Source organism: Micromonospora sp. NPDC049662, from assembly GCF_040675055.1.
In the GTDB taxonomy this organism is placed as follows: Bacteria; Actinomycetota; Actinomycetes; order Mycobacteriales; family Micromonosporaceae; genus Micromonospora.
In genome coordinates this window covers 65,515-90,033 of sequence record NZ_JBFAOC010000015.1, presented here as the reverse complement: position 1 = coordinate 90,033, position 24,519 = coordinate 65,515, and the positions used below count along the sequence as shown (strand labels likewise).

Genomic DNA, 24,519 nt, shown 5'->3' with positions numbered 1-24,519 from the left:
TGACGCCGGTTCATCTGGCTGCCGCGCTGACGGCTTGGTCCGCCTTCGTCGGCAGCGCCCGCGACAACAGGCTCACCCGCTGAAATTGACAAGGCGGTAGCGTCCACCGTCGCGAGTGAGGTCCGGATAGCGGACGGCATGGTGAGCTGGAGCGTCCACGCACATACGCGAGACGACGTGAGTGCGAATCGTGCTCGCTGCGAAGACGCTTCCCCTGTTGATCAGCAGGCGTACGACGTCCTCGGCGGTGAAGCTGCCGTCGATGCTTCGAGCAGCCAATTCGTGAGCTGCTTCAAGCACCTCATCACGACAGGTCCGTGCGAGCATGGCGTCGACCGTATCTTCCGGTGCGCCAACGGTCCACAGGCCAGCAACAGGAACTTGGATGAGGGCTACAGACGAAGCTTGGGCGGGACGAGGCTGTTGCTGGTGACCTGTCCCATCTCGGCGTCACAAACCAACACCTGATGCCAGCACTCCTCAGCAAGATCCTGCTGGCCGCCTGACTGGTCCAGATCGTGGGCCAACGCCGCGAAGGCGCCTCGGGCCCGTTGGAAATCACCTGCCAGCATTAGGAGATTCGCAATGTCTTCGCGCACCGATACTGCGTCAACAGCTAGGAGCTCGCCCTCGTCTTCCGGCAGCGAGTGAAGGGCTCGCTCCAACACTTCGGCAGCCTGCACGAAGAGCTCATTCTCGGCGAGTTGTTGTGCCCGCGCCCGTGATTCCGCAAGCCCTTCCTGAAAACTCTTGGGCGGTGCCGAGACCGTCCGCGCTGTGGCATTGAAGTTTCTCTTGCCGACTCGCTCGGCCGCAAAGCCTGGCATGTCGTCGCCATGAACGAACGGAGTGAGGAGCCGGTGAACCTCGCCCGCCGACGCCGGCCTCTCCGCCGGATCCTTGGCGAGCAGGCAGTACAAGACATGCGCTAGGTCGTCGGGCACATCCGAGCGATATTCGCCGATGATGGGAATCGGCGAATACAGGTGACGACGCATCATGTCTGGCGCGTTCGCCGCCTCGTAGGGAGGGCGCCCGCCGAGCATCTCGAACAGAATGCAGCCCAAGGCGTACAGATCGGCGGCGGGCCCAACCGGTCCGCCCTGCGCTTGCTCGGGTGCGATGTAGGCAGGGGTTCCGAGCGTGCGGCCAGTCGCGGTGAGGCGGGACGCCTCGGTCGGGCTCAGCAGCGCGGCCACACCGAAATCGAGCACCTTGACCACTCCCGCCGGCGTGATCATGAGGTTTTGCGGCTTCAGGTCACGGTGTACGAGAGAGGCGGCGTGTGCGGCCTCGAGCACCGAACAGACCTGCGCGGCAATGACAACCGCCTCACGAAGAGACAGACGCTCCTGCTCGGCGATGTGGTCGGCGAGGACGATCCCCGGCACGAGCTGCATGACGAGGAAGAGGTCTTCACCGTGCACACCCAGGTCGTGCACCGCCGGAACGCCGGGGTGGTCGAGCCTCGCGGTCGCTCGGGCCTCCCGCCGGAAGCGCTTGGCTGCCGTCTCACGCTCGTCCTCCGGCACCTCCGTCTGCCGAAGAAACTTGATGGCCACCGGCCGGTCGAGTCGCTGATCGAAGCCGGCCCAGACCTGACCCATTCCCCCGCGACCGACGGGATACGTCAACTCGTACCGGTCACCGATGCGATCCCCCGCCTGCACCTACGGCCTCCCCTGCATCGCATACCAACCCGCCTGAGCAGGATCGGCGTTCAGGCTAGCTGCCGCTGCACGAGCCGCGCGGTCAGGAACGGGCTCGGCGTGCCGTGCCAGAACACCGCGAGCTCGTCCCGGGCCCGGGTGGCGGCAACGAAGAGCAATGACCGGTCGCGCTGGCGTTCGCGCTGGTAGCGCTTGGGGTCAGCGTCTCGGTACCGGCTGATCATCTGCCGGGGCATCAAGCCGTCGCTGACCCCAGCGATGATCATGCGCTGGTATTCGAGGCCCTTGAAGCGGTGCATCGTGCCGATGTGCACGCCGTCGGGCCGCTTCGGGCCATCCGGCCCGATCTCCACCACCGCCAGGCCGTCACGTTCCAGCTGGCTGATGACGTCAGCGGCCAGGTCCTTGGTCGGAACGCAGATGGCAACCGAGCCATCGACCGGGTTGCCCCAACCGCGCAACTGCTCGACGATCAGATCCCGCTCCTGCGCCCAGGTCGTGGCGCCACGGAATACCGGTCGGCCGCCACGCAGCAGCGACCGGTAACCGGCCAAGTTCTCCTCGCCGCCATCGAGGTCGTCGTACACCTCCCCCGTCATGATCTGCAGAGCGTCGGCGAGGATCTGCCGGGTAGTGCGGTAGCTCAGCGTGAGTTTGGACGACCGCCCGCGGATGTTGACGCCGAGGCTGCCCAACGTGACGTGGTTGTCGTAGATGCGCTGGTGGGTGTCGCCGGTGAGGAACATGTCGTCCGGACCGGGCGCGACCATGGCGCGCAGCATCTTCCAGTGCGCGGCGCTGAGGTCCTGCGCCTCGTCGACCACGACGTGCCGGTAGCGCGGTCGGTAGAACCCGCCGGATGACTCACCTGCTGCGCCCGGGTTCTGGGCGGTGCGGTCCATTTCCAAACGGGCGGCCCGTTGCGCCACCTGTCGCCAGGTCCAGACGCCACGATTCTCCAGCCAGGTGGCGAAGCGCTCGGTCAGCTGCCAGATCTGGTCCCGCTCTACCCGAGTGAGATTGCGGCCCCGGTTAGGGCGGCGGGCCTTGAAGTAGTCCGTCCGCGAGTTGAGCACCTGACCCAGAATCACCTGGGTCCACTCGGCGGCCAGGAACTCCGCATCCCAACCGGTCTCGCCGGTCTCCAACAGAAACTCGTCCCACAGCTCAAGGACACGGTTGTCGTCGACCATCCGGCGTCCGCCACCCGCTTTTGCTTCCGCCACGACCCGGCTGGCCAGGCGGTCGATGTTGACGATGTCGACGCGCGACACCAACTCCTGTCCGCCCAGAGCCATCAGGCGGGTGCGGAGGTCAGCGGCCAGGTTCCGATTGAAGGTCGTCAGCAGGATCGGCTTGTCCATGCCAGGCGGCAACTGCCGTGCGAGGTGAGCTACCCGGTGCAGAGCGACGATGGTCTTGCCAGTGCCGGGACCACCCCCGACCCGTGCCGGGCCGCTGTAGGTGCGCTCGACCAGCTTCCGCTGGGTGGGGTGCAGGAAGATCTGCCAGCGCTCGAAGGCCTCGCCCAGCATCGCCTGCAACGCCTCGTCGTCGGAGGTCACCTGCGTGGCAGGGCGCTCCACTGCCGCCTCGAAGTCCTCGGGGTCGACCGGTTCGTCGGCCCGGACCGGGTCGGTGACCTGCTGAAGCACGTCGTCGTAGGGGGTGCCGTCGAAGAGGGCGAAGAGCACGTCGGTGGTGAGCTGCGGTGCCCGGTCGAGTAGTTCCAGGAGCTGCGCCTCGGTGGTCAACTCGCGGATCTGTGGCAGCAGCGGCTCCGAGACACCGAGATCCAGCAGTTGCATGTCGGTGTAGGTGTCAAAGAGCGGCTTCTGTGCGGGCTCGGGCTCCACCTCCGGCGGCACCACCCGGCCGATGATGCTGTCACCGACGGGCGCCATGTCGACGACCTCGATGCCCCCGGTGATCCGGTTGATGCGGTAGGCGTACCGGCTGAGGTCGTCGTACACCTCGCCACGGTGCTTGACCGCGACGAGCAGGTAGTCGCGCGCGGCGATGTGCAGCAGCAGCGCCCGGTAGTCCTTGTTGACGCGGGCGGACATCAGCCGGGATTCGCTGTTGAGCGCCTTCAGGTTGAGCCCCGGGTTCTCCGGGTTGTGCCGGAACTTGTGCATGAACTCGTAGACCGCTCCGATGTCGGCGCGGGTGAGCTTCATGACCTCCTTGTCTGCGCGGTCCAGCATCCGCAGAGTCGTTGCTCCGGTGCTCATCGGCGTTCTCCCCCGGTCGTCGCCTTGATCTCTGCCGCCAACTCGTCAACCGACCACTCCCGCGCGGTACGGGCGTGCCAGCCCGCGTCCGCGTACGCCCGATCGCGGTCTTCGGTCTCCGGGTCGTCGGACGGGCCGGTCAGCACGATGGCGATCCGCCGGTCGGGCCAGGCCAGTTCGGCTGGCCAGCCCTGGTCGCCCAGCTCGTAGCCGACGATCGGGGCGGGCAGGTCCTGTTGGGCGAGTTGCTGGACGAGTTGGTCGAGAGTCTTCTCGTCCGGGTCGAGGTAGCGCAGGACTTCCCGCCACGGTGACTCCGTGTCGAGGCTCCCGGGCTCGGCGGCCACCGGCTGCGCGACGACGCCGAGCCAGGTGGCCGTCTCCTCGTCGAGCGGCAGCACGCGGTGGGCCAGCACGAGCCCGGTGCCCTCGGTGACGGCCATCGAGGCCGGCTCGAACGTGTCGAGGGTGGACACGGCGAGCTGACCGGCATCGCCGCCACCGTTGCCGAGAAACTGGATGACGTTGCCCCAGGCGAGCCACGCGGCCCAACGGTCCTTGTGGCCCGCCCCGGTCACGGCGGCTGGCAGGTCATCGAGGACAGTCAGCGCGGACCAGGTCGGCAGCGGTTTGCTGCGCCCGTCGACGACGAGGGTCACCGGGCAGTCAGCATTGTCCCGGGCACGGGCGATCATGATTTTGCCTGCGACCGGACCGGGTAGCGGCTCGCCGCGCAGTGCCGCCACGAGCCGCTCCGCGACGCCACCAGAGTCGGTGGCGGTGTTGTCCCGGGCCTGTTTGATCATGCCGGCCAGGGTGGCTTCCGCCCGCCGCTGCCACCGAGTGAGGTCGGGGTCGGCGAGGAAGCGCATCAGCTGCTCGATCGGGTTGACCCAGATGGTTTCCTCGAGCTCATCGGGGTCGGCGCCGGGGAGGAACTGCCGGTACCGCTCCCGGGCCGCCTGCTTGCTGACCCCGCCGTACGGCGTCCATCGCCCCTGCCCGTCGGTGCTGCCCCAGGTCTTGACGTCGTCCCACGTAGCGGCGAAGACCAGGTAGCCATGCGCGCGCAGCCGGGCCCGCTTCTCCACGTCGTCTGCGAGCCGGTTGTACTGGGACGAAGCGTGGTACTTGAAGCCGTCGAGGTAGACGGCCACCTCGGGCGAAGGGGCATCGAGGCGTGTGAAGTGGACGTCGGGGCGGGTGCCGCGAACGGTGTTCTGCAGCTTCATCTGCCAGTGGGTGACGCTCTGACCGTTGTCGCGGACGAACCGCAGGTCGGCGATGCGGGCACCGTCGTGGTCGGTCCGTCGATCGATCCGCAGGCCCGAGTTGGGTGTCTCGCCAAGCGCCAGCAGCTTGGTGAGAAAACGCATCTCCAACTCGCTCTCCACCTGGTGGATCAGCGAGATCTCGTCCGTCCGGGTGCCCTCCTCGACGTCCCAGTTGTCGAGGAGCTTGTCCAGCATCCCCAAGGCCTCGTCGCGGCTCATCAGGGCGAAGTGCTCATTGCGCGCGTGGCGTAGGAGGCAACGGTGACAGACCGCCCTGCCTTCGTGTCGACACGCGCAGTCGGCGATCCGCTGCCGCGCGAGTTCCAGGACCGCGCGAAACTCCCCAGGTTTGGCGAGGCGGTGCAGGTAGCCGGTGCCTTGCGGCTGAGTGTCGTAGACGACCACGAAGTTGCGCGTCCCGTCGCTCTGCCCGTCCGGCATGGTGGCCGACACCGCCTGAAGATGCGCCGGGTCCCCGCCGTACTGCGCGGCGATGCCAAGTCGGATCGCGGCGGCGAACGACGCGATGCGTTCCTGGACCACGGCGGAGGCGGCCGGGATCAGGATGCGCAGCGCCTCGGTCTCCAACTCATGGGCGAGGATCAGGTCGACGTGGGCGTCCGGGGCGGCGGGAGAGCGCCGGTAGGGGCACCAGGGCCGGTGATGCTCAGCGCCCTTCACGACGGTCGACCCGGAGGCCTCCGCGGCGAGTTGTTGGCTCACCCCAGGGGCGCCATCAACCGTGGTCCCGCCGCAGGAGGTGCAGGTGTGGAAGCGGTTGATCCGCACCTCCTCGCCCGCGAACAACTCGGCCGCCCGGTCGTAGCGCTGCGCGCCCAGGTTGAAGTGCCGGATCATCGCGTGCCGGCTGTAGTCGACGCCGAACGTGGCACGGGCGTGCCGCCAGGACGAATCAACCTTGGCCGGGTCCACGTCGACGGCGACGGTGGTCGCGTAGAAACGCCGGTCCCGGTCGTCGCTGTCGTCGCGGATGCGGGCATCGTCGCGCTTGTCGCGGCTGAGCACCCGGGCCGGTTGGAGCACCTGGAAGAGTCGCCCGTGGTCGGCGATGCCCGGGTCCGCGCAGCGCGGGCAGGCGCTGGTGTCCTCCTTGGCGAGGTGGGTGCGGACATAGCCGCACTGGGCGCAGATTCGCCACTGCTCGTACGCCGGCCGGTCCGCCGGACCGACGTCGAGCCCCGAGATCTCATGCTTGTAGCCCCGGACGTAGTAACTGTTGCCGGGAGCGATCTCGACCAATGCCTGCCTGGCGGGGCGGGCGTACTCGCGGAGTTCGCTGTGGAACCGACGGTCGCCGTCGGCCTTGTCCTCCCAGGTCAGGGTGGCTTCGAGGTCGGTTCGACTGTCGATGAGCGCGTAGTTCGGCAGCAGTCCGAACTCGACCATCGTGCCGTGGGCGGCAGCCGAGCTGACCTCGCGCAGCCGGCGACGGACCGCCCCCTCCTCCGCTTTCAACATCTTGATCTCGCGGGCGTGGTCCGGGTCGCTGGGCACGAGCGCGCCTCGGGCGGTGGCGAGTTCCTGCATCCGGCGACGCAGGTCGGCCAACCGGGAGTCCCAGATCTCGTCGGCTTCCTTGACCCGGTGGACGATGCCATCGGCGGCGAACTCGCGCAGTTGGTCGGCGGCAAGTCGCAGAACCTTGTCGCCGAAGAGGGTGAGGAACTCCTCCACCAGTCGAGCGCCGTCGCGACGCGCGGCCTCGGCGAGGCCGGTCAGCCAGCCGGTCGGACCGAACAGCACGTGCGCCCGCCGTGGCATCGGCAGCACCCCGGCGAGACGGCCACGGGCGGCCAGGTCGATCAGGTGGGCGAGGTACTGACGGCGCAGGATCTCCACGGCGGAGAGGAAGCAACCGGGCGGCACGATCTGGCCGGCGATCATGTCGCGCGGATCGGCCAGGTAGTAACGGTCCCGTTCGGTCCTCCCGACCAGGGTCAGCACCAGTGCATTACCGCTCTTGCGGCCGGCGCGGCCCGCCCGCTGAACGTAGTTGGCCGGGCCGTGCGGGAGTGACGCGAGCACCACCGCCGAGAGGGCGCCGATGTCGATACCCATCTCCAGGGTGGGCGTGCAGGAGAGCACGTTCGGGTCGGTGTAGCGCACGCCGTCGCGGAACTGCTTCTCCACCGTCTCCCGCTGAAAGCGCGTGAGCATGCCGGTGTGTTCGCCGGTGACGACCCGGAACACCGGGCTGTCCAGGTAGAGCCGGCGGTAGTAGTCGTCGGCAGCGGTGTCGTCGCGGGCGGCCTGGAGTTGACCCCGGCAGCGGTACTGCCGGCACGGCTGGCCGATCCAGTCGGCCACCCGGTCGGGGTGCTCGGTCTGCTGCCAGTGGCAGGTGTCGCAGCCGACCCCGGCCATCGCGGCGGACGAGTCGTCGAGTCGGGTCACCCGCAGATGGCCGGGCATCAGCCCGTACACCGTGTTGCCGTCCTCGGTGTCGCCGGCGGCGACCACGTCGGCTACGGCGAGGGCCGGCAACAGCCGGCTGAGGAAGCCGGCAGCGTCACCGGATTCGAGACCGAGGCAGCGCGACGTCCAGTCCTGGTACCAGTTGCCCCGCGCGGTGATCACGTCGAACTCCGTGCGGGACTTCGGCGTGGCGAGGAGGAACGCGGGCGCGGACAGCCCCTTCGGGAACGCGGGCATCCCGGCCGGCCGGCCACCCCAGATCTGCCACCGGGTGCCACCGCGCTTCAGGTACGGCACCAGCCACTCGTGGAACACCGCGCCGCGGACACGCAGCCGTTCCAACAGGCCGCGAACGAAGGCGAGGTAGCGGGCGTCGTCCGGCGGCGCCACGGCGAGGTGGCCGGGACCGGTGAGGTGGACATCCCGGCAGATCGCAGCGGCTCGCGTCCGGTCGTCGAGGGCCACCTCGACGGCGACGCTACGGGTCAACTCCAGGGTGCGGCCCTGGCGGGAACGCAGCCCGGTCTCCATCACGGTGGCGAAGACGAGTCGCTCGCTGATCAGCTCCCAGGTCTCCCGGCTGCCGCCGTGCTCACCGGAGAGCAGGCTGTCGACACCGGGCTGGTCGTGCAGATCCGGCGGCACGACGGTGGAGAGGATCTCCGGCTTGGCCGCCTCTTCAATCATCCTGACGAAGAGGCCGTCGAGCCCGATCGACTCTCCGGCCTTCAACCGACCGGCGAGCAGGGAGCGCAGAGAGAACGAGTAGGACCGGTTGGCGACGAAACCGGCGCGGTGCGCGGCGTCCTGGACCGAGTCGTTGAAGAGCAGCGTCTTCTTCTCAGCCTCGTCGAGCTCCCCACCGGTGAAGAGCTGCGTGATCGCCACCGAGGCGAGGGTGGCCAGGCCGGCGCCGAGGAAGCGGATGCCATGGTCCAGCTCGCAGGACGGGCAGCGGTCCTTCTCGGCACCGTCGATGTCGAGGACGTCACCGAGCACGACGACCGCGTCGTCGGTGGGCTCGCGGTCGCGGTGCTCGTCGAAGGGGCGCACCCGACGCCCGTACTCCAGGACCAGCAGACCGCGGGAGCGCTGGCATACCTCGTCGTCGGTCGCGGCGATCAGCGCGCGGACCCGGCGCTTGTCCCGGCCGACGCTGGCCCGGTAGATCTTGTCCGGGTCGGTCTCCAGCTCCTGCGGATCCTTCTCCGGCGACAACGCCATCCAGCCCGAACGACCGCAGTGCCGGCAGTAGATGGCCGGTAACCGTGGGTAGCGGTTGTCGGCCACGACCACGTCGGCGTCGGTGGCGTACGGGTCCAGCTCGCGCGGCGCTTCGCCGTACCAGCCGAAGGCGGCCTGGTGGGAGGTGCCGCGCAGCAGGCGGGAGACGGCGCGTACCCAGAGGTGGGTTTCGATGTTGAGCAGCGGACGGCCGGGAACGTCCGGGTTCTGCGCGACGGAGAGTAGCCCGACGACCCGGGCGAGAGCCTTCGCGGTGACCTCGGCCGGGGTCTTCATCACGCTGCCCCAGCCGGTCGCGTTCTTGCGCGGCAACACGTCGATGATCTCGTCGAGGGTGCACGGCCGCGTCTGGAGTGAGTCGAGCACCGCCTTCGTCAACGGGTGCTGGCGGAGCAGCTCACCCAGTCGCGTCGGGGCGTCAAGACAGCGCTCGCCGACCACCAGCTCCGCGACCTCGGCCATCATCGCCTCGGGGTCGCGGTCGTCGACGGCCGCGAGCTGCTCCGGGCTGGGCAGCGGCAGGCTGAAGTCCTGGCGGGCGACGAACTCGCCGGCCTCGTACCGGTCCTCCCCCACCAGCGACCCGGCGTCGAAGGCGACGCCGAAGACCTGCTCGGCGACCTCACGGATCGCGGTACGCCCGTCCCGGCCGCCGCCCTCACCGAGCGTCGCGGAGGTCGCCACCGGGCAGATCGGCCCCAACGGCCGCTCCGGCTCGTCGAGGTCGAGCGCCGCGGCGAGCCGGCGCAACAACATCGCCACGTCGGTGCCCTGCGCGCCGTCGTAGGTGTGGAACTCGTCCAACACCACGTACGCCGGTTCGGCGCCCTCCCACAGCGGCAGGTCGTCGGCGCGCTGGAGCAGCAGGTCCAACATCTTGTAGTTGGTGATCAGGATGTCCGGCGGCGTGCGCCGCATCTCCGACCGCTTAGTCAAGACATGCGCGTACTCGATGGCCGCGACGTCGCCGATGTACAGACCGGCGGTGACCTGACTGAGCGCCGGGTCGGAGAGCAACTCGTTGATGCGCTGGGTCTGGTCTGTGGCGAGCGCGTTCATCGGGTAGAGCAGGATCGCCTTGACGCCGGCTTTGCCCTGCTGCTTCTCTCGCCGGCAGTGATCGAGCACCGGGATCAGGAACGATTCCGTCTTGCCCGAGCCGGTGCCGGTGGTGATCAGGGTCGGCGTGGCCGCTTTGCCCTTCGTCGACAACCGGGCGAACGCGTTCGCCTGGTGCAGGTAAGGGGTGAAATCCGCCGGGGCCCAGTCGAGGTGCGCCCGCCAGTCACCCTTCGCCGGGCGAAAGGGAGTGCGGATCCGCAGGTACGGGCCGCGGAAAATGCCCTGATCCGGGTGGGAGAGAAAACCCTCCAGACCCTGGCGTATGCCATCCTCGGTCAAGCCGAAAGTGGTGGTCAGGTACTGGGTGAGGGTCCGACGCAGTGTGTCGGCGGCGATGGTCGGCCTCATGAGCGGATCACCGCAGCATGCTACTGCACGCCTTACCTGGGCTGACCTGCGCGACAGCCCGCCAGCGGGGTGAGTCGGATTCGCGACAAATACATTCCAGAGCGGGCGCTGAGCCCGACTCTCACCACGGCTTACATCCGACCAGGCGCACCTACCACCTCACCGGCAGCGGTGAAAGGGTGTACGGCTCTTTGTGATCCGCCTTATGATCGCGTGCCGGAACGGCTCCGGAACGAATGAGGTGACGGCTACCCAATGGTCGCAGCGGCAGAGACCACCCTGCAAGGACTGCTCGAAGGCACAAAGCAGTATCAGGTGCCCCTCTACCAGCGCACCTACTCCTGGCAGGGTCACCAACTGGAGCGGTTGTGGGACGACATCGTCCGACTCGCCGAGGACCGGGTCGAGAACCCGAAAACGACACACTTCATTGGGTCGCTGGTGCTGGCACCCAGCCCCAACAACGGTCCTGCCGGCGTCGGCGTTTTCTTGGTGGTCGATGGTCAACAGCGGTTGACCACCCTGTCCATTCTGCTCTGCGCCATCCGGGACCATCGGGTAGCCACCGAAGACGACAGCCACCGCGACCGACTCACCGGCCAGTATCTGGTCAACCAGTGGGTGCCCGAGCGCCGTCTGAAGCTCGTCCCCACCCAGGCCGACCTCGACGCTTATCTGGCTTGCGTGGACTCCTCGGCGCAGGCCGGTGGGGGTGAGGTCGGCGCTGCGTACAAGTTCTTCCGTGACAGGCTGGCGGCTTCCGCCGACGCGACACAGGTCAAAGGCCTCGAAGATGCGGTGCTCTTCGGGTTAGCGCTGGTCTCGGTGATCGCGCACCCCGACGACAATGTCTATCGAATCTTCGAGTCGTTGAACAACACCGGCCTCAAACTGACCCAAGCCGACTTGCTGCGCAACTACCTGTTCATGCGTCTGCCCGACCGCAGCAAGACCGTGTACGACGCGCACTGGCTGCCGTTGCAGCAGCGGTTCAACTCAACGGAGTTGGAGACCCTGTTCTGGTTGGACCTGGTGCAGCGCGACCCGCGAATCACACAAGGCGACACGTACGCGCGACAGCAGGCGCGGCTCGACCGGCTCGGCACGGAAGATGACATTGAGGCCGAGGTGCGACGGTTCGGTCGTCTCGGTCGGTTGCTGGAAATCATCCTGCATCCCGACAAGGAGCAGGACTCGGACGTACGTTTCCGGCTGGAGCGATTGCACGCCTGGGGCACGACCACCGTCTACCCGCTCCTGCTGCACTTGCTGGACCGTCGCAGCCTGGGCACTGCGACCAGCGCGCAAGTCGCGTCGGCGATGCGGTACGTGGAGAGCTTCCTCGTCCGACGGCTGCTGATAGGCCGAGCCACCGCGAACATCAACCGCAATCTGCTGTCCATCGTCACCGAGATGAACAAGGACCTGCCGGTCGACCATGCGGTACACGCCTACCTGTCGGCCGGCCGCAAGTACTACGCGACGGACGCCGACGTACGCCACGCAGTACGTTCGCTGCCGTTCTACACCAACGGAAGGGCATCTCAGCGTTCACTGGTGCTGCGCTGGTTGGAGGAATCGTACGACAGCAAGGAGCCGGTCTCTCCAGCAAAGTTGACCATCGAGCACGTCCTGCCGCAGAGCATGGGTCCAGAGTGGCAGCGCATGCTCGCTGCGGATCTCGAACCGCACGAGAACGTCGTAGAGGTGCACGACGCTCTGAAGCACACGTTGGGCAACCTCACGCTGACCGGCTACAACGCCGAGTTGGGCAACAGCCCGTTCGCCGTCAAGCGGGTCGACCTCGCAAGGAGCGGCGTACGCCTCACTCGGGACATCGTCGCCTGTGAGCGCTGGGGGCGACCGCAGATCCATGCCCGCGCCGACGCCCTTGCCGAGCGAATCATCAATCTGTGGCCAGGGCCGACCGGACCTACCGTCGATCAGTCCGAGGTCCGCTGGGACCTCATGGAAGCGGCACTCTCGGCAATGCCGTCCGGCTCCTGGACGACCTACGGAGACCTCGCTGCGTTGATCGGCACCGCGCCCCAGCCGGTCGGCAACCGACTACGCGCCGTCCCGGTACCCAACGCCCATCGGGTGTTGCAGGCCGAAGGAACCAAGGCCGGGGGGTTCCGTTGGCCCGACGGACGCATGGAAGACCCGGTCGCAGTGCTCAAAGCCGAAGGGGTCGAGTTCGACCAGCACGGCCGCGCCGATCAGACCCAGCGCATCGACCTCGACGAGTTGGCACAACTGACCGGGCTGGCCCCCGACGAGTTGCCACGCCGGCTGCCCCAGCCTCGACCCGGTGACGGGCAGTCGCTCGCCGAACGCTTCACCGAGCAGCTCGGGGTACTACAAGGCCCGGTCGTTGCCGGAGCCACGCTGACACTGCTCGACCGATGGACCGAGATGGGCGGCACGCTCCTCTACGGCGGCGGAGCGGAAACATCCTGCTTCCTGATGGCCCGCGAACGTGGTCACCGCGACGGCGACATCTGGCCGGTGACCGTTTACCCCAGCGGGAAAGTTGAGGTGGTCTTCCAACACATGTCCAGCCGTCTGCCGTTTGACGCCTTGGCGCTGCGTGAACAGTTCCGGCAACGACTTAATCAGGTGCCCGGCGTGAACATCGCCGCCGCGAAACTCTCACTGCGACCCGGCGTCCCACTGACCGTCCTCGCGGATCACGCAGCCGCTTCGGCGCTTGTGGAGCACTTGCAGTGGTTCTACGACCAGGCCCACCTGTCCGAGCAGGCGGACGAGACGCTCACGGTCTAGCAGGAGGGCAGACGCCTTATCCGATATGTCGACCTGCCTTCGCGGCAATCAAGGTGGTAGTCGTGTCTGCGTTAACCAATGAGGTAAAGACCGCCAAGAGCCCGGTGGCCCGTTGGCTCCGCGCGACGTTTCCGCACCACCACGGCGTACAGGCCGATTACCGAGAGGCCATCGGCCCGGGCCAGGTACTGCCACCCCCGAGCGTTGCGCTCTGGACGCAGGGTGCTGCTATCGATTGGTGGTTGCGGTTCCTGATCGACCCGGCCCCATCAATCGGGCTCGCAGTGACCGGGCTGAGCACGCGGCGAGCGCCGTGCGAACGAGCTGGCCTGGAACTGCTGCACGACCTGGGTGCGGTCGATAGCGACGGCAATCACGTGGGGCCACTCCACCCGGCCCGGTTCAGAGAGCGGTCTGATGAGTGGTGGGCACGGATGTCCTACGCGCTCGCACTCTTGGTCGAGCTGTACCGGGCGGCTCGGGTAGACGAGTCTCGCCTGATGCAACTTGGTCCGGACAGTCGGGCACCCGACCTGCTGGCACTGGCGAACGCCGACGAGGTCGCCGACCTGATTGCAATGCGCGACCTGGCAGTGGGGCACCTGCTACCAGTGCTGCCGGTCGGGCCCGTGGCCACAGGCGCGACCTTCGAGGGCAGCGCCGATCTCAACGCCGACGCCGATCTCATCGTCGGCGGCGTGCTCGTCGACTTCAAGGCCACCCAGGGAAGGGCCCGGCCGGACGGCAGCCGTGCGGTCGGGCTGACGAGGGCCGAAATCGATCAGTTGCTGGGGTACGTGCTGCTGGACTACTCCGATGCGTTCGCACTGCACTCGGTAGCTATCTACACCGTCCGCTACGGACACTATGCCTCGTGGCCGCTGGAGGACTTGTGCGCAGAGCTCGCCGGAAGGCCAGTTGACCTCCCCGCGATGCGGCAGGAGTTCAAGCATCTGGTACGGGTCGAGCTGCCGGTTCATCGCAGGGCGTCGATCGTCGACAGGATCCGGCGGCAGGTCGCCGCCAGTTAGCCAGTCAGCAGTCGAGGACTCATTCATTGGCGGTATGACGTCGGCGGGTCCAGCGGATTTGAGAGCGCAACGCCTAACTCCGATCTCCGTCGAACTCCCGCAGTAGTCAACCATTCGTCACCCCGGCAGGACGAACGGCTACTTCCGAGGCAACGTCACCGCCAATAGCATCGAGTTCCTCGGATGGAGGGACGAGCTTGCGCTCGGCTTTTCTCTGCCAGATCCCGGTCCGACGGCATCGGAGGCGGCGTGGTAATCAGGCGAACTATCAGCGACTGGTACACCAATGCGGAGGGCCGAGGTTCAGCTGATTCCCGGCATGACTGGGAGAATGACGACCAGCCCGACCGTACGCCTGATGTCTGGCTCGACCGCCTCCAACCTGTAAGTCGCGCAGGCTACACCCGCCCCTCAGGCGGATCCGCCTTCAAGGCCGCTCCGGCCAACGCTGGTCTCCTGACCGAACGCAATAGGCGAGACCTGGCAGACGCCGCCCACGATCTCCGGCACCGAATGCCGAACATCAAGGATTCAACGATTGCTCGGCACCTTCGTCAGGACGGGTGGCCCCAGGTCTCTGTTGACCAGATTCGCGCAGCTCTGCGTGCCTATCCTTCTCCGCGTCACAGGCAGCAGTCCCCTGCTCGTCCTCCGGAGGTCCGGAAAACTGCGACGAAGAAGCCTGGCATCGCTACCGTCAGTAGTTCACCCAGCGCGATCAAGCCAACGGGAAGCCCGGCGGCCGCACGAGGCCAACAGAGCCTCGCCGAGGTGGCGCATGCCATGCGTGCGAAGTTTCCGCACCTCGATATGAAGAAGCTGACCAAACACGTACGCGGGCGCGGCTGGCCGATGGCGACCGTCAAGCAGGTGGAGGCCGCTCTTCAGCGACCGCGACCCAAACAGCCGGTCAGCAGCCGGCCGATTGCATCTCGGGCCGTCCGCTCTCCTCAACCAGACACCTGTTTCGCCTGCGGAGTGGTGCCGTCGCTGCTGGGAACCTGCCGCTGCTCCTGACATCACACGAAGCCCGAACTCGTTACGTCGGCAGCTGGCGCGCGTGCCAGCGCTGGATGGTTCGTTTGTAGGGCTCGGGCATGTGCAGTCGCGGCACCTCGTCGTACGCGAAGACGCTGAGCTCTTTGTGTTCGGCCGAGTAGATGAGCTCCTCATCCCCGACGTACGTCGCGCCGAAGCTCACGATGAACACGTGCCGGACCGGCGTGATCATGTAGATCCAGGAGTCGATGATGTCGACCTCGGTGATGGTCAGCCCAAGTTCTTCGGCAACCTCCCGGCAAACACCGTCCTCCGGTGTCTCACCTACTTCGAGCTTGCCGCCGGGCAACTCCCACTCGTCGCGTTCGTTCCGCAACAGCGGCACGCGGCCGCGGTGGTCGACGACCAGCTTGACCGAGATCGGCAACTGGTACTCGAAATACCCCGGGTTCCGCTCGACGAGGTACGGCGGTCGCTCCGTCATGCGGGAAGTCCTTTCGTGGTGCGGCATCAATTAGCGGTCAGCAGCAGAGCAGCGATGTCGTCGGCCCGCTTGAACCGACCACCGCTGCTACCGGGTTCGCTTTCCGCGTCCCGGATCAACTTCTCCAGGTAGTGCAGCCCTCGATCACGCGCATCGGGAATAACCTGAGCCCACGAGCGGTAGATCTCGTAGTCGGTGACCAGCCGGGCGAAGCCGTCAGTGCACAGCAGCATGCAGTCGACGTGCGTCCACTCGCCGACGGCGCTGTGTGGTCGAAGTTGGCGATTCGGGTGCCCGGAGAAGATCGATTCGACATCACCGGCGGTCATCGTGTGCAGCCGACGCTGGTGCATGGCCGCGATGACCCGGTCTGCCTCGCCCTCATCTGTCGCGACCGCCGCGGCTTCGCGTCGGTCGAAGAAGCCGGTCGACAGCAGCACCGGCCGAACGCCGTGGACCACGGCGGTGGCGTCGCCGATTCGAGCGAGGTCGTAGCCGATGCCCTGGTCGACGCAGACCGCGATCGAGCAGGCCGGCTGGCACCCGGCTCACGGGGAACGAGAGTGCTGCCTGCTCGCGGGCTACACCATCGGCAATCGACGTCAGGAGCGCGGCGGCGGTGCCCTGATAGTTGTCTGCGCCAGCCTGAATCAAGCGCTCACCGATGTGGTCAACAAGCCACTGCACATCGCTGTCGGCGGGCAGTGCGGTGTCACCGTACAGATCGGTGGCGCCATCAATGACCCAGGCGAGGGTGCCGCGGTGGCCGACGCGGTCTTCATTCGCCCGCGTTCCACCGGCCGAGGTGATCGCTTCTCCTACCTTCATGGGCTGTCCAAACTCTCATGACATCCACGAGGCTGGCACGAACAAACCGGCCCCGATCATGGCGCATCCGATGACGACCGCCGCGATCACCCGGCGAACGCGGCTGTTGTTGACGAGAGAGAACGTACCGAAAACGACAGCTATCGCGCCGGACGCCACGAGCATGAGACGGAGCCCCTCGACGCCGGTGCTCTGGCTGGCAATGTTGGTGGCTGTGGCGATGAAGGCCACCACGGCCGCCACCAGGCCCAGCAGTTGCAGTTGCTGGCCCTTGAACTCGGTCAACTCGGTGCGGAAGCGGGCATGGGCCTGGGCCCACCGGGCGCGCTCCTGCATCAGATCGATCCGGATCCGGCTCGACTGGTACTGGGTGAGCCGACGCAGGTGGTCCCGGGAATCGCGCGGCTCCAGTTCGATGGCCTGCGCGACGGCGGCCCTGGCCGCCTCGAACTCCCCACGCAGTGCCAGCACCCGGCCTCTCGTCTCGTAGTAGTGGGCGACTCGCCCCTGGGTGAGGGTTACCGCCCGGTCGATGTGCCGCTCCACCTCGTCGAGGTCACGCGCCGGGCCTGGATCCTCCAGGCGTTCGAGGTACTCGACCCAGAACGCCGCCAGCTGATGGGTCACCGCCGCGACGTCAGGCATGGCGGCGACGGCCTGGCGGGAGTATTCGACTGAGCTGCGAAGTGAGGCGAGGTCGCCCTTGGCTCGGGCCACGATCGCGCGGAAGGTGTGGAAGTAGGGCTCTGCCCCAAACTCGTCCTCATGGTCTCGGACGACCAAGGCGTACTCGGCGTGGCGCTCCTCGCGTCGTAGCCGCAGCAGGAGTGCGTAGAGCGCCGCGAAGCGGGACCGGCTGCGATTGGCGTGATCGTCGAGAGCGGCGCGCAGCAGCGGCTCTGGATCGGGGTATGCCTCGACGACGGCCCGGATTGCCTGCGGAAAGGCCGCGTCGGACGGTGGCGGCACCTTCGACAGCGCGGCGACGAGGTGGCTGCGGTCGGGCGCGGAGGACGCCGGCTGGCGCGATCTAGGAACCCGCAATCGAAAACCCCCGGTTCAACCAGGTGTACGGATGGTCGCTGTTGACTCTCGCCAGGAAACGCGCCAGGCTCCGGTCCCCGGTGAAGGCCGTGCGCCCGTGCAAAACCGGTAATTGTGTACGAGGTAACCGTCGCCCGTACCCAGGTGCAGAGTTTGGGCCGTCTCAGCGATCAGGCGACGGGGTGTGACCACGAGGTCCGTGCACCCATTGGTGCTGTACGGGCCGGCGATCCGGTCGTCGCGATAGCGGATGCGGGCGTGGCCGACACTGATCTCGACAACCGCCGGGCCTGGCCGACCGGTTGCCGTCCTCAACCGCAGATCGGCGATCTCGCTATCCCCGACGTGTTGGCGGACGACACCCAGCACTCGTGCGCCGTCGACCAGTGTGGCGTCTCCCCCGGCCATCGCCGGAGTCAGCATGAGGGTGGCGAGCACGCTGGGGGGCTGCGCGTGCAGACTGCGATCGGTATGCGGCGACAGGCCCAGATCGGTGAAGCCGGCCTCGTTTTCGTCCTCTCTCCTTTGCAACCGAGGCTCGATGACGGTCAGTCCGCCGGCCACCTGATGCGGATGGTCGACGGGGACGGTCCAGCGGTCGAGCAGAGCGCGGACCTCGGCGATCGACCCCTGCCGGATCAGGACGACACCGTCTCGGGCGAGTACGCCGGGCATCAGGTCCGGACTCACCTCAGCCTGGCGCCCCGCCTCCACCAGCCGCACACGCCCTGCCTACGCGCCGTCAATCCTCAGGGTCATCGAGATCGGCGGCCGCCGGAAGCTCCGACCGCGCGGGGGGCTTCACCGGGGCCGGCGTGGGCAACGCACCCAGACCTGCTCGGTCCAGCGCCGTGTGCAGGTTGCCGACCAGTTCCTTGAGCACATCTTCCCGGGCCTGGTTGTAGGCCAGTTGTGCGGCCGCCCCAGCGGCGGCTCCGGCACGCTCATAACCGCCCCAGGTGTCCAACCACTCGTAAGAGCCGTTGACACGGCGCATGCGGGCGACCCAGTAGACGGCGCCCTGCTTCCGAACCGTCCAGTAGCTGCCATCGGCCGTGTAGTTCCGGTATGCCATGCCGACCAAGGTATTGATGGAACCCAGCAGGTTGCTTCAGCCGTACGTCCACTTCAGACAGCGGCCGAGCGCCCGGGGACGAGGCCCTTGCGGCGCAGCTACCGGCACCGGTCCAGGCCCGCCAGGTCGAATCCGCCACGGGTGCCCGGGCGACAGCGGCGACCGGACAGAGTGCGCCGCCGGCCTACGTGGCCATCCTGGGCCAGGCAGAGGCACTGGCTACTTCGTGCTGAATTCCGGACCGAGCGCGAGACATGGTCCAACCTAGCCGATCATCGGAAGAGGGGCGGCTGGACATCGATGATCGGCCGTTTCGCTTCATCTGCCGGTGGCAGCATGCCTAAATCCTCAAGCTTTGTCGCCTTCAGAAGAGGTCCATCGAGGATGGCTTTCAGCACGTCGTCCTGCTGCGGCTCGAGGAGCACGCATCCATGGAGCACGGCTAGCAGGTTTCGCAAATCGTCGGTGAAGTCCCACTTACTGGCAACAATTTCGTTCAGTGGGGACGATTTGCGCACGCGGGGCCGCTTGGAGCGGTAGTCGAACCACTTCTTGACGACTTGCGTGCCACAAACGTCATAATCCCAGACTGCTGAGGGGACGGGACCGAGGGCTCCCTCGCCCACATACAGGGTCAAACTGTCCCGGTCGTACGTGATGCTTTCGGGCATGCGGTCCGCCACCCCTGGTACGGGCACGAGGACATCAGGGCGCAGTTCCCGCGGTGGTCCTGGTGGACGGCCAGCCGACGAGCAGACATAACGCTCACCGTGGGTCTGAAGCCAGATCACCCGTTCACCAAGGCCGACTGCCGCACGCCAAAGGTTTGGGTTCAATGTCAACGGGATCCGCACTCCCGGGGTGCGAAGCTCCGATCGAAATCGCGTCGAGAAGCCGGGGTGCGACGCCACGGCGGCAACATAGGCGAAAACGTCTCCGCAGGTAACGTCGCCACCGAGCTGGCGAGAAAGCTGCTCCATCAGACCAGGGGCGATGTTGGGATGATGACCGCTGACGTCACGGTACCGCGGTAGTACCTTGCCTCCATGATGACCCATGTAGTGGTCGTTATCCGGCACCTCTGCGGCGAACACGACGGCCGGTCCGGAGGTCACCGATTCCGCGAACAGTGTCGTCAGATACGTCTGATGTTTTCCGTGTGTAGACCACAGATCGGGACGGGCTCGATCGACAACCCTCCGGTCGGCAATAACATACTGCCGATCGAAGCTCCGGAAAGATACGCGCATGATGGAAACCTGAGGGTCAATATCGCCAGTCAGTGACGCAGGCTGACCGGTGCCGTCGAAGTGCGGCGAGAGTACGACGGCGATTGCCCTATCCTTAGTTTCCTTCATAAGATCTGGCCGTTCCACCACGGGAGCCAGGCTTAGACGGCGCCACCGCTCGGCCAACGTTTCTTCGTCCGGAGCGTAAACCCATGTTCGGTTCGCCTTGATACCTGGCGATTGCCACGGCATCAGGTCGGCGAGCGCGATGCAGTCGTTCCATATGGCCTGCGACGCGGGACGGAAGGGAGCCGACCACTTCGTTGGGCAGTCCAACCACCGACCGCTTGCGGCATTCAGAGCCTGGAGGGCGTCGAATTTTTCTTGCCTGGTCCCGGAGAGGGCAACGTAACGGATTCTGGCGGGTGTTTCCGTATCGGCCGTCTTGGCCCGTCCGAATACGCCGATACACAATGGCTGCTGCACGTCTGGAAAAATGCGTGTCGGCACCTCGGGCTGATGCCCTTCAGGAGATAGATCGATGATCCAACCCCAGTCGGCCTGCCGTCGCAGGTACTCACGCATGCCGGCGAAGCCTGGTCCGGTCGTATAGGCCGATGTGCAAACGAAAGCCACGACTCCCTCCGGGTGCTCAGGATGCGCTTCGAATACCTTCCAGGTGGCCCAGCGCCAAAAGTAGATGTTCAAGTTGTGCAGTTTGAACTCGAGTCTGCCGGTACTGGTGCCTCGAAAAGCGTCGAGCATGCTCGACTTTCCCTTGTTGCTGGCAAGTACGAGCCCTCCCTGGTCCTTGGCGCGTTCGAGGTAGGGCGGGTTGCCGAGAACGACCATGACCCGTTCCTCGGTCTTGACCTTGATTGCTTGCGCCCGGGAGTCAGCAATTGGCCGGTACACGTACGGGCTAACAAGTGTCTCTACGTCAGGATCCTCCAGGGTATCGGTGACGTAGAATCTGACCTTCTCGTCGGCAACCTCCAGTCCCCGCGCTGCGAGATCCTGGTGCAGCCGTAGTTCCGCTACGGCGAAGGGCGCGATCTGGCGTTCAAATCCAACTAAACGACCGAGGAGAGCACGAAGTTCAGCGGGCTCGTCCCCGTGGTCGGCCCTAACCGTCTTCGCTACACGTGCAATGACGCTCAACAGGAAGGTGCCTGTACCCATTGCCGGGTCGACGACCACTACGTCGCGGTCAGCCAGACCTAGCCGTCGGTTCAGCTTGTCGTGCAAGATGCTGTCGACAAACTGGACCATGAAGTCCGCAACGGGCTGGGGCGTGAAGTAGGAGCCACTTCCCCGTCGAACCGCTGGATCGTACAACTCCAAGAAGCGCTCATACAGCTGGTCCGATGTGTCTGTCCGCCAATCTGTCCAGTCACTGGCCTCGATGGCGCGCCGCAGCGTTTGCAGAGCCACGCTGCGCTGCTCAATGCTAGGACCACCGTGGTCCTCGGTGAGGATAGCCAGCGCTCGCCCAACGAGCAGGTGGTTCTTGGCCAGCTCTCGCCCGAGCGTCGGCAGTTCCTTGCCTTCGAACTCGATCCCTGACCGACGCGCCAACAGCAGCCCAAACGTGACGGTCTGCGCGTAGGCGTCGGCGAACAACTCCTCGCTCAGGTGGGGAAATAGCCAGGTGCGCCAGTCGGCTAGATGTTCGCTGAAGAGCCGCACCCTCCCACCGAGTCGCTCTTGACCAAGGGTGTCCAACACCTCGTCGCGCAACAATCGGCAAAGTCGTGCCGCGTCTCGGACCAGATGTTCGAGGCGGCGATGTGGACGTGGACGCCACGCAAGGAAGGCGTGGAGCACGAGCGCCAGGTTGCCGTCGGCGGGCCGAAGGCGTGCACCGGCCCGCTGCAGGTCGCCGTCCATCCGTGCCACTGGCCCCTGCAATTCTCCCCAGCGATACACCGCGAAGGACTGACCATCGCTATACAGAACGTTCGGAAGCAACTGAAGCTGGACCCATTGCCTACGCTCCCGGGCCGTGGGATGCCAACCGTGGCCGGGAACACCCCTGCCCGGCGCCTTGAGTTCCACATACCCGATCGGGGCTCCGTCGACGTCGATCAAGTAGTCAGGGCGGATAGCAAGCTCCGGGAGGCGGACCTCGCCGTGCGCCCTGACCGGGCAGCCAATCGCTTGTCCAGCCGCAACGAGAAGTTCGACCATTGGCGCCCGCAAGGTGTCCTCCCGAGCAGCCAGTCCCCGCTGAAGGACCGGCGCGACGGAGGCACCGAAGTGAGAAACAGCTGCCTCCAGCACGGCGCCGTACGCTTCAGCGGAACCCCGAGGACCGGGCACGTGGGCCGCACTGCGCGTGCGGGCGCTCCTGTCCATGCGCCCTCATCTCGACCGGTGAGTCGTAAACGTGCCGCCACCACCCAGCTCGCCAGGGCTACTCAGAGTCATTGGCCAACCTCCCGCCGTATCGCCACAGCATGCGACAGGCAGCGAAATAGATCAATGGCGACAGTGCACGTCTGACCAACCGCATGATGCCGGTAGGTACGCACGACAGAGAACGGAGGCGCCGAAGGTGACTGGCCCGACCGGCCCGCCGACGGGGCTCACATCAACACCTGATCTTGCACGTCGTGGCGGAACGGGCCTTCACGCTCCTGCCGAAGGATCTGCACACGCGCTTCGGTAAGCAGCAGGCCACCGTCCCTAATGGTGGACTGCTGGAAATCCCGCTGAACGATGAGGCTGAGCTGGTGGCCGAGCTACGGCGGCGCGGCTGCGAGGTGCACCGCGACGACGGCCTGATCAACGTGCTCGACGGCCGCAGCTTCAGCCCGCTGACCGGCTGACCCGACTCCCCGCCTCGACCGCCGGCTCCGGCCGACACACCTGAGCCGGCGGGGAATTCCGATCACCCCGAAAAACATACAGAACCGCCGTTGGTACGCCGACAATCGCCGCGTGGGAATTGCGCGTACATGACTGTTGTCGGGAGTGTCTTGGATGGTCAGACGGGTATCGCTATTGATGCAGTGGCGCCGCCGAAGAATGGCCGATCGGCAACGGTTCCACGTTTCAGCGATGGCGTTGGGATGTAACACCGTGCAACACGGAGAGGGGGTGGCGGATGGCCGACGACATGGGATCGACAGTGCCGCGACGGCAGCTCGGGCGAGCGTTGCGCGAGCTACGCACCGAGGCGCGGATGACGCTGGACGGCGCATCCGAGGCGATGCAGTTCAGCCGGCAGAAGCTGTGGCTCATCGAGACCGGCCTCGGCCCGGTCCGCGCCGTCGACGCCAAGGCCATGTGCGAGCTGTACGGGGCGACCGCCGAGCTGACCGGCGCGCTCACCGCCCTAGCCAACGAGACCAAGGCCAAGGGCTGGTGGCACTCGTACGGCGACGCCATCCCCGACTGGTTCGAACTGCACGTCGGCCTGGAATCCGCCGCGTCTCGGCTGCGCGGATACGACGAGTCACTGATTCCCGGCCTCTTGCAGACAGAGGCGTACGCCAGGGGGGCCTATCAAAATCGAACCGAGATGAGCGAGGACGAGATCGACCAGCTCATCAGCATCCGACTTCAGCGGCAGGGCCTCCTACGGCGACGGCTACCGAAGGCACCCCAGCTCAGCTCGGTGCTCGCCGAGGCGCTCCTGATCAAGCAGATCGGCAGCCGCAGGGTGATGGCCGATTAGCTCCGACACCTGAATGACCTCACTGGCCTGCCGAACATCTCCATCCGGGTCCTGCCACTATCCGTCGGGGCGCACTACGGCGCGCTCGCCGGCCGCCTTCATGATGCTTGACTTCCCTTTGACCAACCGGGTCGTCCCGGAGCCGTCGGTCGTCTACAGCGAGTCGCTGACCGGTGCCCTGTATCTCGATCGGCCCCGAGGAAATCGCCACCTACGAGAAGGTCTGGGGGAGTCTTACGTCCCTGGCTCTCGATGAGCAACAATCGAGGCAACTCGTCAGCAAGATCGTCGAAAAGGTTCATCATGACTGAACTGACCGGTGCCCAGTAGCGCAAGAGCACCCGCAGCGGTGACAACGGTGGTGCGTGTGTCGAGGTCGCCGACAACCTGCCCGGCCTCGTCGCGGTACGCGACAGCAAGGACCCGGCGGGACCAGCCCTCACCTTCTCCCCCGCCGCCTGGACCATCTTCGTTCAGGTCACGAAGTCCGAGCACTGACATGCACGGCGGACGGGAGCGCAGCTGGGCGGACGCGCCGGATGCGCTCCCGTCACGCAATCGGTCAGGAGGTCGCGTCCCCAATCGCTGGCTGAGTCACGTCCTCGAACAACGACCACCGGTTCCGCCACGCCTCCACGTCCTTCGGGTAGATGGCCGTGTGACGGCTTTCCGGGTTACGCGGGCGAACACCGCCGACGCTCGCCATGAACTCGTCGTGCCGCTCGCGCACCCCGGCACGCAGGTCGTCTCCGGGCACGACATAGAAGTCCCGACGTCCCTCGGTCACGTCCACGAGGATGTAGACGTCAATCGACATCGCCGTCATCCGGTCGATGTCCGCGATCATCCAGGTGCCCTGCGCAGCAACCTGCACGGCCGCCTTCCGTCCGTTAATCGTTACGAAGGTCTGCGGACCGTTCAGGCTCGCCGAATAGCCGTACAACAGAGCCGCAGCCACCGCTAGGTGTCGCCCAGCCTGGTGCTTCTGGTGGTTGCTGGGAGCCATCTGCTCTCCTTCGGGGTCGAAGAGGGGT

General features: G+C 66.3%; 16 protein-coding genes and 1 pseudogene. 6 read left to right on the top strand and 11 right to left on the bottom strand.

The window, feature by feature from the left end; genetic code table 11:
- Positions 1–72 precede the first annotated feature (72 nt).
- From AB0J36_RS14570 to AB0J36_RS14555, 4 genes are all read right to left on the bottom strand, one after another.
- Complete coding sequence (locus AB0J36_RS14570; RefSeq protein WP_357133130.1) at positions 73–327, bottom strand: hypothetical protein; 255 nt, start codon at positions 325–327, stop codon at positions 73–75.
- 65 nt (positions 328–392) lie between these two features.
- Positions 393–1,670: a serine/threonine-protein kinase gene (locus AB0J36_RS14565; RefSeq protein ID WP_357133128.1), complete on the bottom strand. Its 1,278-nt coding sequence runs from the start codon at positions 1,668–1,670 to the stop codon at positions 393–395.
- Positions 1,671–1,720: 50 nt separating this feature from the next.
- Complete coding sequence (locus tag AB0J36_RS14560) at positions 1,721–3,904, bottom strand: UvrD-helicase domain-containing protein (RefSeq protein ID WP_357133126.1); 2,184 nt, start codon at positions 3,902–3,904, stop codon at positions 1,721–1,723.
- Positions 3,901–10,329, bottom strand: a complete 6,429-nt coding sequence (locus tag AB0J36_RS14555) for a DEAD/DEAH box helicase (RefSeq protein ID WP_357392680.1) — start codon at positions 10,327–10,329, stop codon at positions 3,901–3,903. The genes AB0J36_RS14560 and AB0J36_RS14555 overlap by 4 nt, the downstream gene beginning before the upstream one ends.
- Positions 10,330–10,584: 255 nt before the next feature.
- Here AB0J36_RS14555 and AB0J36_RS14550 point away from each other — a divergent pair, with 255 nt between their 5' ends.
- A complete protein-coding gene (locus tag AB0J36_RS14550; RefSeq protein WP_357392679.1) occupies positions 10,585–13,113 on the top strand; it encodes a DUF262 domain-containing protein in 2,529 nt (842 codons plus the stop codon).
- A 62-nt stretch (positions 13,114–13,175) separates the two neighbouring features.
- Positions 13,176–14,144: a hypothetical protein gene (locus AB0J36_RS14545; protein ID WP_357133120.1), complete on the top strand. Its 969-nt coding sequence runs from the start codon at positions 13,176–13,178 to the stop codon at positions 14,142–14,144.
- A 1,039-nt stretch (positions 14,145–15,183) separates the two neighbouring features.
- On the opposite strand, the gene AB0J36_RS14540 is transcribed toward AB0J36_RS14545, so the two are convergent.
- Entirely contained in the window at positions 15,184–15,627 is a 444-nt protein-coding gene (locus AB0J36_RS14540; protein WP_357133118.1) for an NUDIX hydrolase, read from the bottom strand.
- 26 nt (positions 15,628–15,653) lie between these two features.
- Positions 15,654–16,067 carry a hypothetical protein gene (locus tag AB0J36_RS14535; protein ID WP_357392678.1) on the bottom strand — a complete coding sequence of 138 codons (414 nt, stop codon included), beginning with the start codon at positions 16,065–16,067 and terminating at the stop codon, positions 15,654–15,656.
- 58 nt (positions 16,068–16,125) lie between these two features.
- Here AB0J36_RS14535 and AB0J36_RS14530 point away from each other — a divergent pair, with 58 nt between their 5' ends.
- The gene (locus AB0J36_RS14530) at positions 16,126–16,476 is read left to right on the top strand and encodes a hypothetical protein (RefSeq protein ID WP_357133114.1); all 351 of its coding nucleotides are present in this window, start codon (positions 16,126–16,128) and stop codon (positions 16,474–16,476) included.
- On the opposite strand, the gene AB0J36_RS14525 is transcribed toward AB0J36_RS14530, so the two are convergent.
- From AB0J36_RS14525 to AB0J36_RS14510, 4 genes are all read right to left on the bottom strand, one after another.
- The gene (locus AB0J36_RS14525) at positions 16,471–17,499 is read right to left on the bottom strand and encodes a hypothetical protein (RefSeq protein ID WP_357392677.1); all 1,029 of its coding nucleotides are present in this window, start codon (positions 17,497–17,499) and stop codon (positions 16,471–16,473) included. The genes AB0J36_RS14530 and AB0J36_RS14525 overlap by 6 nt on opposite strands.
- A gap of 15 nt (positions 17,500–17,514) precedes the next feature.
- On the bottom strand, positions 17,515–18,222 hold the full coding sequence (locus AB0J36_RS14520) for a TauD/TfdA family dioxygenase (RefSeq protein WP_357133110.1): 708 nt from the start codon (positions 18,220–18,222) through the stop codon (positions 17,515–17,517).
- A gap of 19 nt (positions 18,223–18,241) precedes the next feature.
- Positions 18,242–18,574 carry a hypothetical protein gene (locus AB0J36_RS14515; protein WP_357133108.1) on the bottom strand — a complete coding sequence of 111 codons (333 nt, stop codon included), beginning with the start codon at positions 18,572–18,574 and terminating at the stop codon, positions 18,242–18,244.
- Between the two features lie 272 nt (positions 18,575–18,846).
- Complete coding sequence (locus AB0J36_RS14510; RefSeq protein ID WP_357392676.1) at positions 18,847–21,894, bottom strand: type ISP restriction/modification enzyme; 3,048 nt, start codon at positions 21,892–21,894, stop codon at positions 18,847–18,849.
- Positions 21,895–22,418: 524 nt separating this feature from the next.
- Here AB0J36_RS14510 and AB0J36_RS14505 point away from each other — a divergent pair.
- The 3 genes and pseudogenes from AB0J36_RS14505 (at position 22,419) to AB0J36_RS14495 (ending at position 23,983) form a co-directional block, all read left to right on the top strand.
- Entirely contained in the window at positions 22,419–22,634 is a 216-nt protein-coding gene (locus AB0J36_RS14505) for a hypothetical protein (protein ID WP_357133104.1), read from the top strand.
- Between the two features lie 278 nt (positions 22,635–22,912).
- Positions 22,913–23,485 carry a Scr1 family TA system antitoxin-like transcriptional regulator gene (locus AB0J36_RS14500; protein ID WP_357133102.1) on the top strand — a complete coding sequence of 191 codons (573 nt, stop codon included), beginning with the start codon at positions 22,913–22,915 and terminating at the stop codon, positions 23,483–23,485.
- Between the two features lie 303 nt (positions 23,486–23,788).
- Positions 23,789–23,983 (top strand): annotated as a pseudogene (locus AB0J36_RS14495) (DUF397 domain-containing protein).
- A 64-nt stretch (positions 23,984–24,047) separates the two neighbouring features.
- On the opposite strand, the gene AB0J36_RS14490 reads toward AB0J36_RS14495, so the two are convergent.
- A complete protein-coding gene (locus tag AB0J36_RS14490; protein WP_357133100.1) occupies positions 24,048–24,491 on the bottom strand; it encodes a hypothetical protein in 444 nt (147 codons plus the stop codon).
- Between the last annotated feature and the right edge of the window lie 28 nt (positions 24,492–24,519).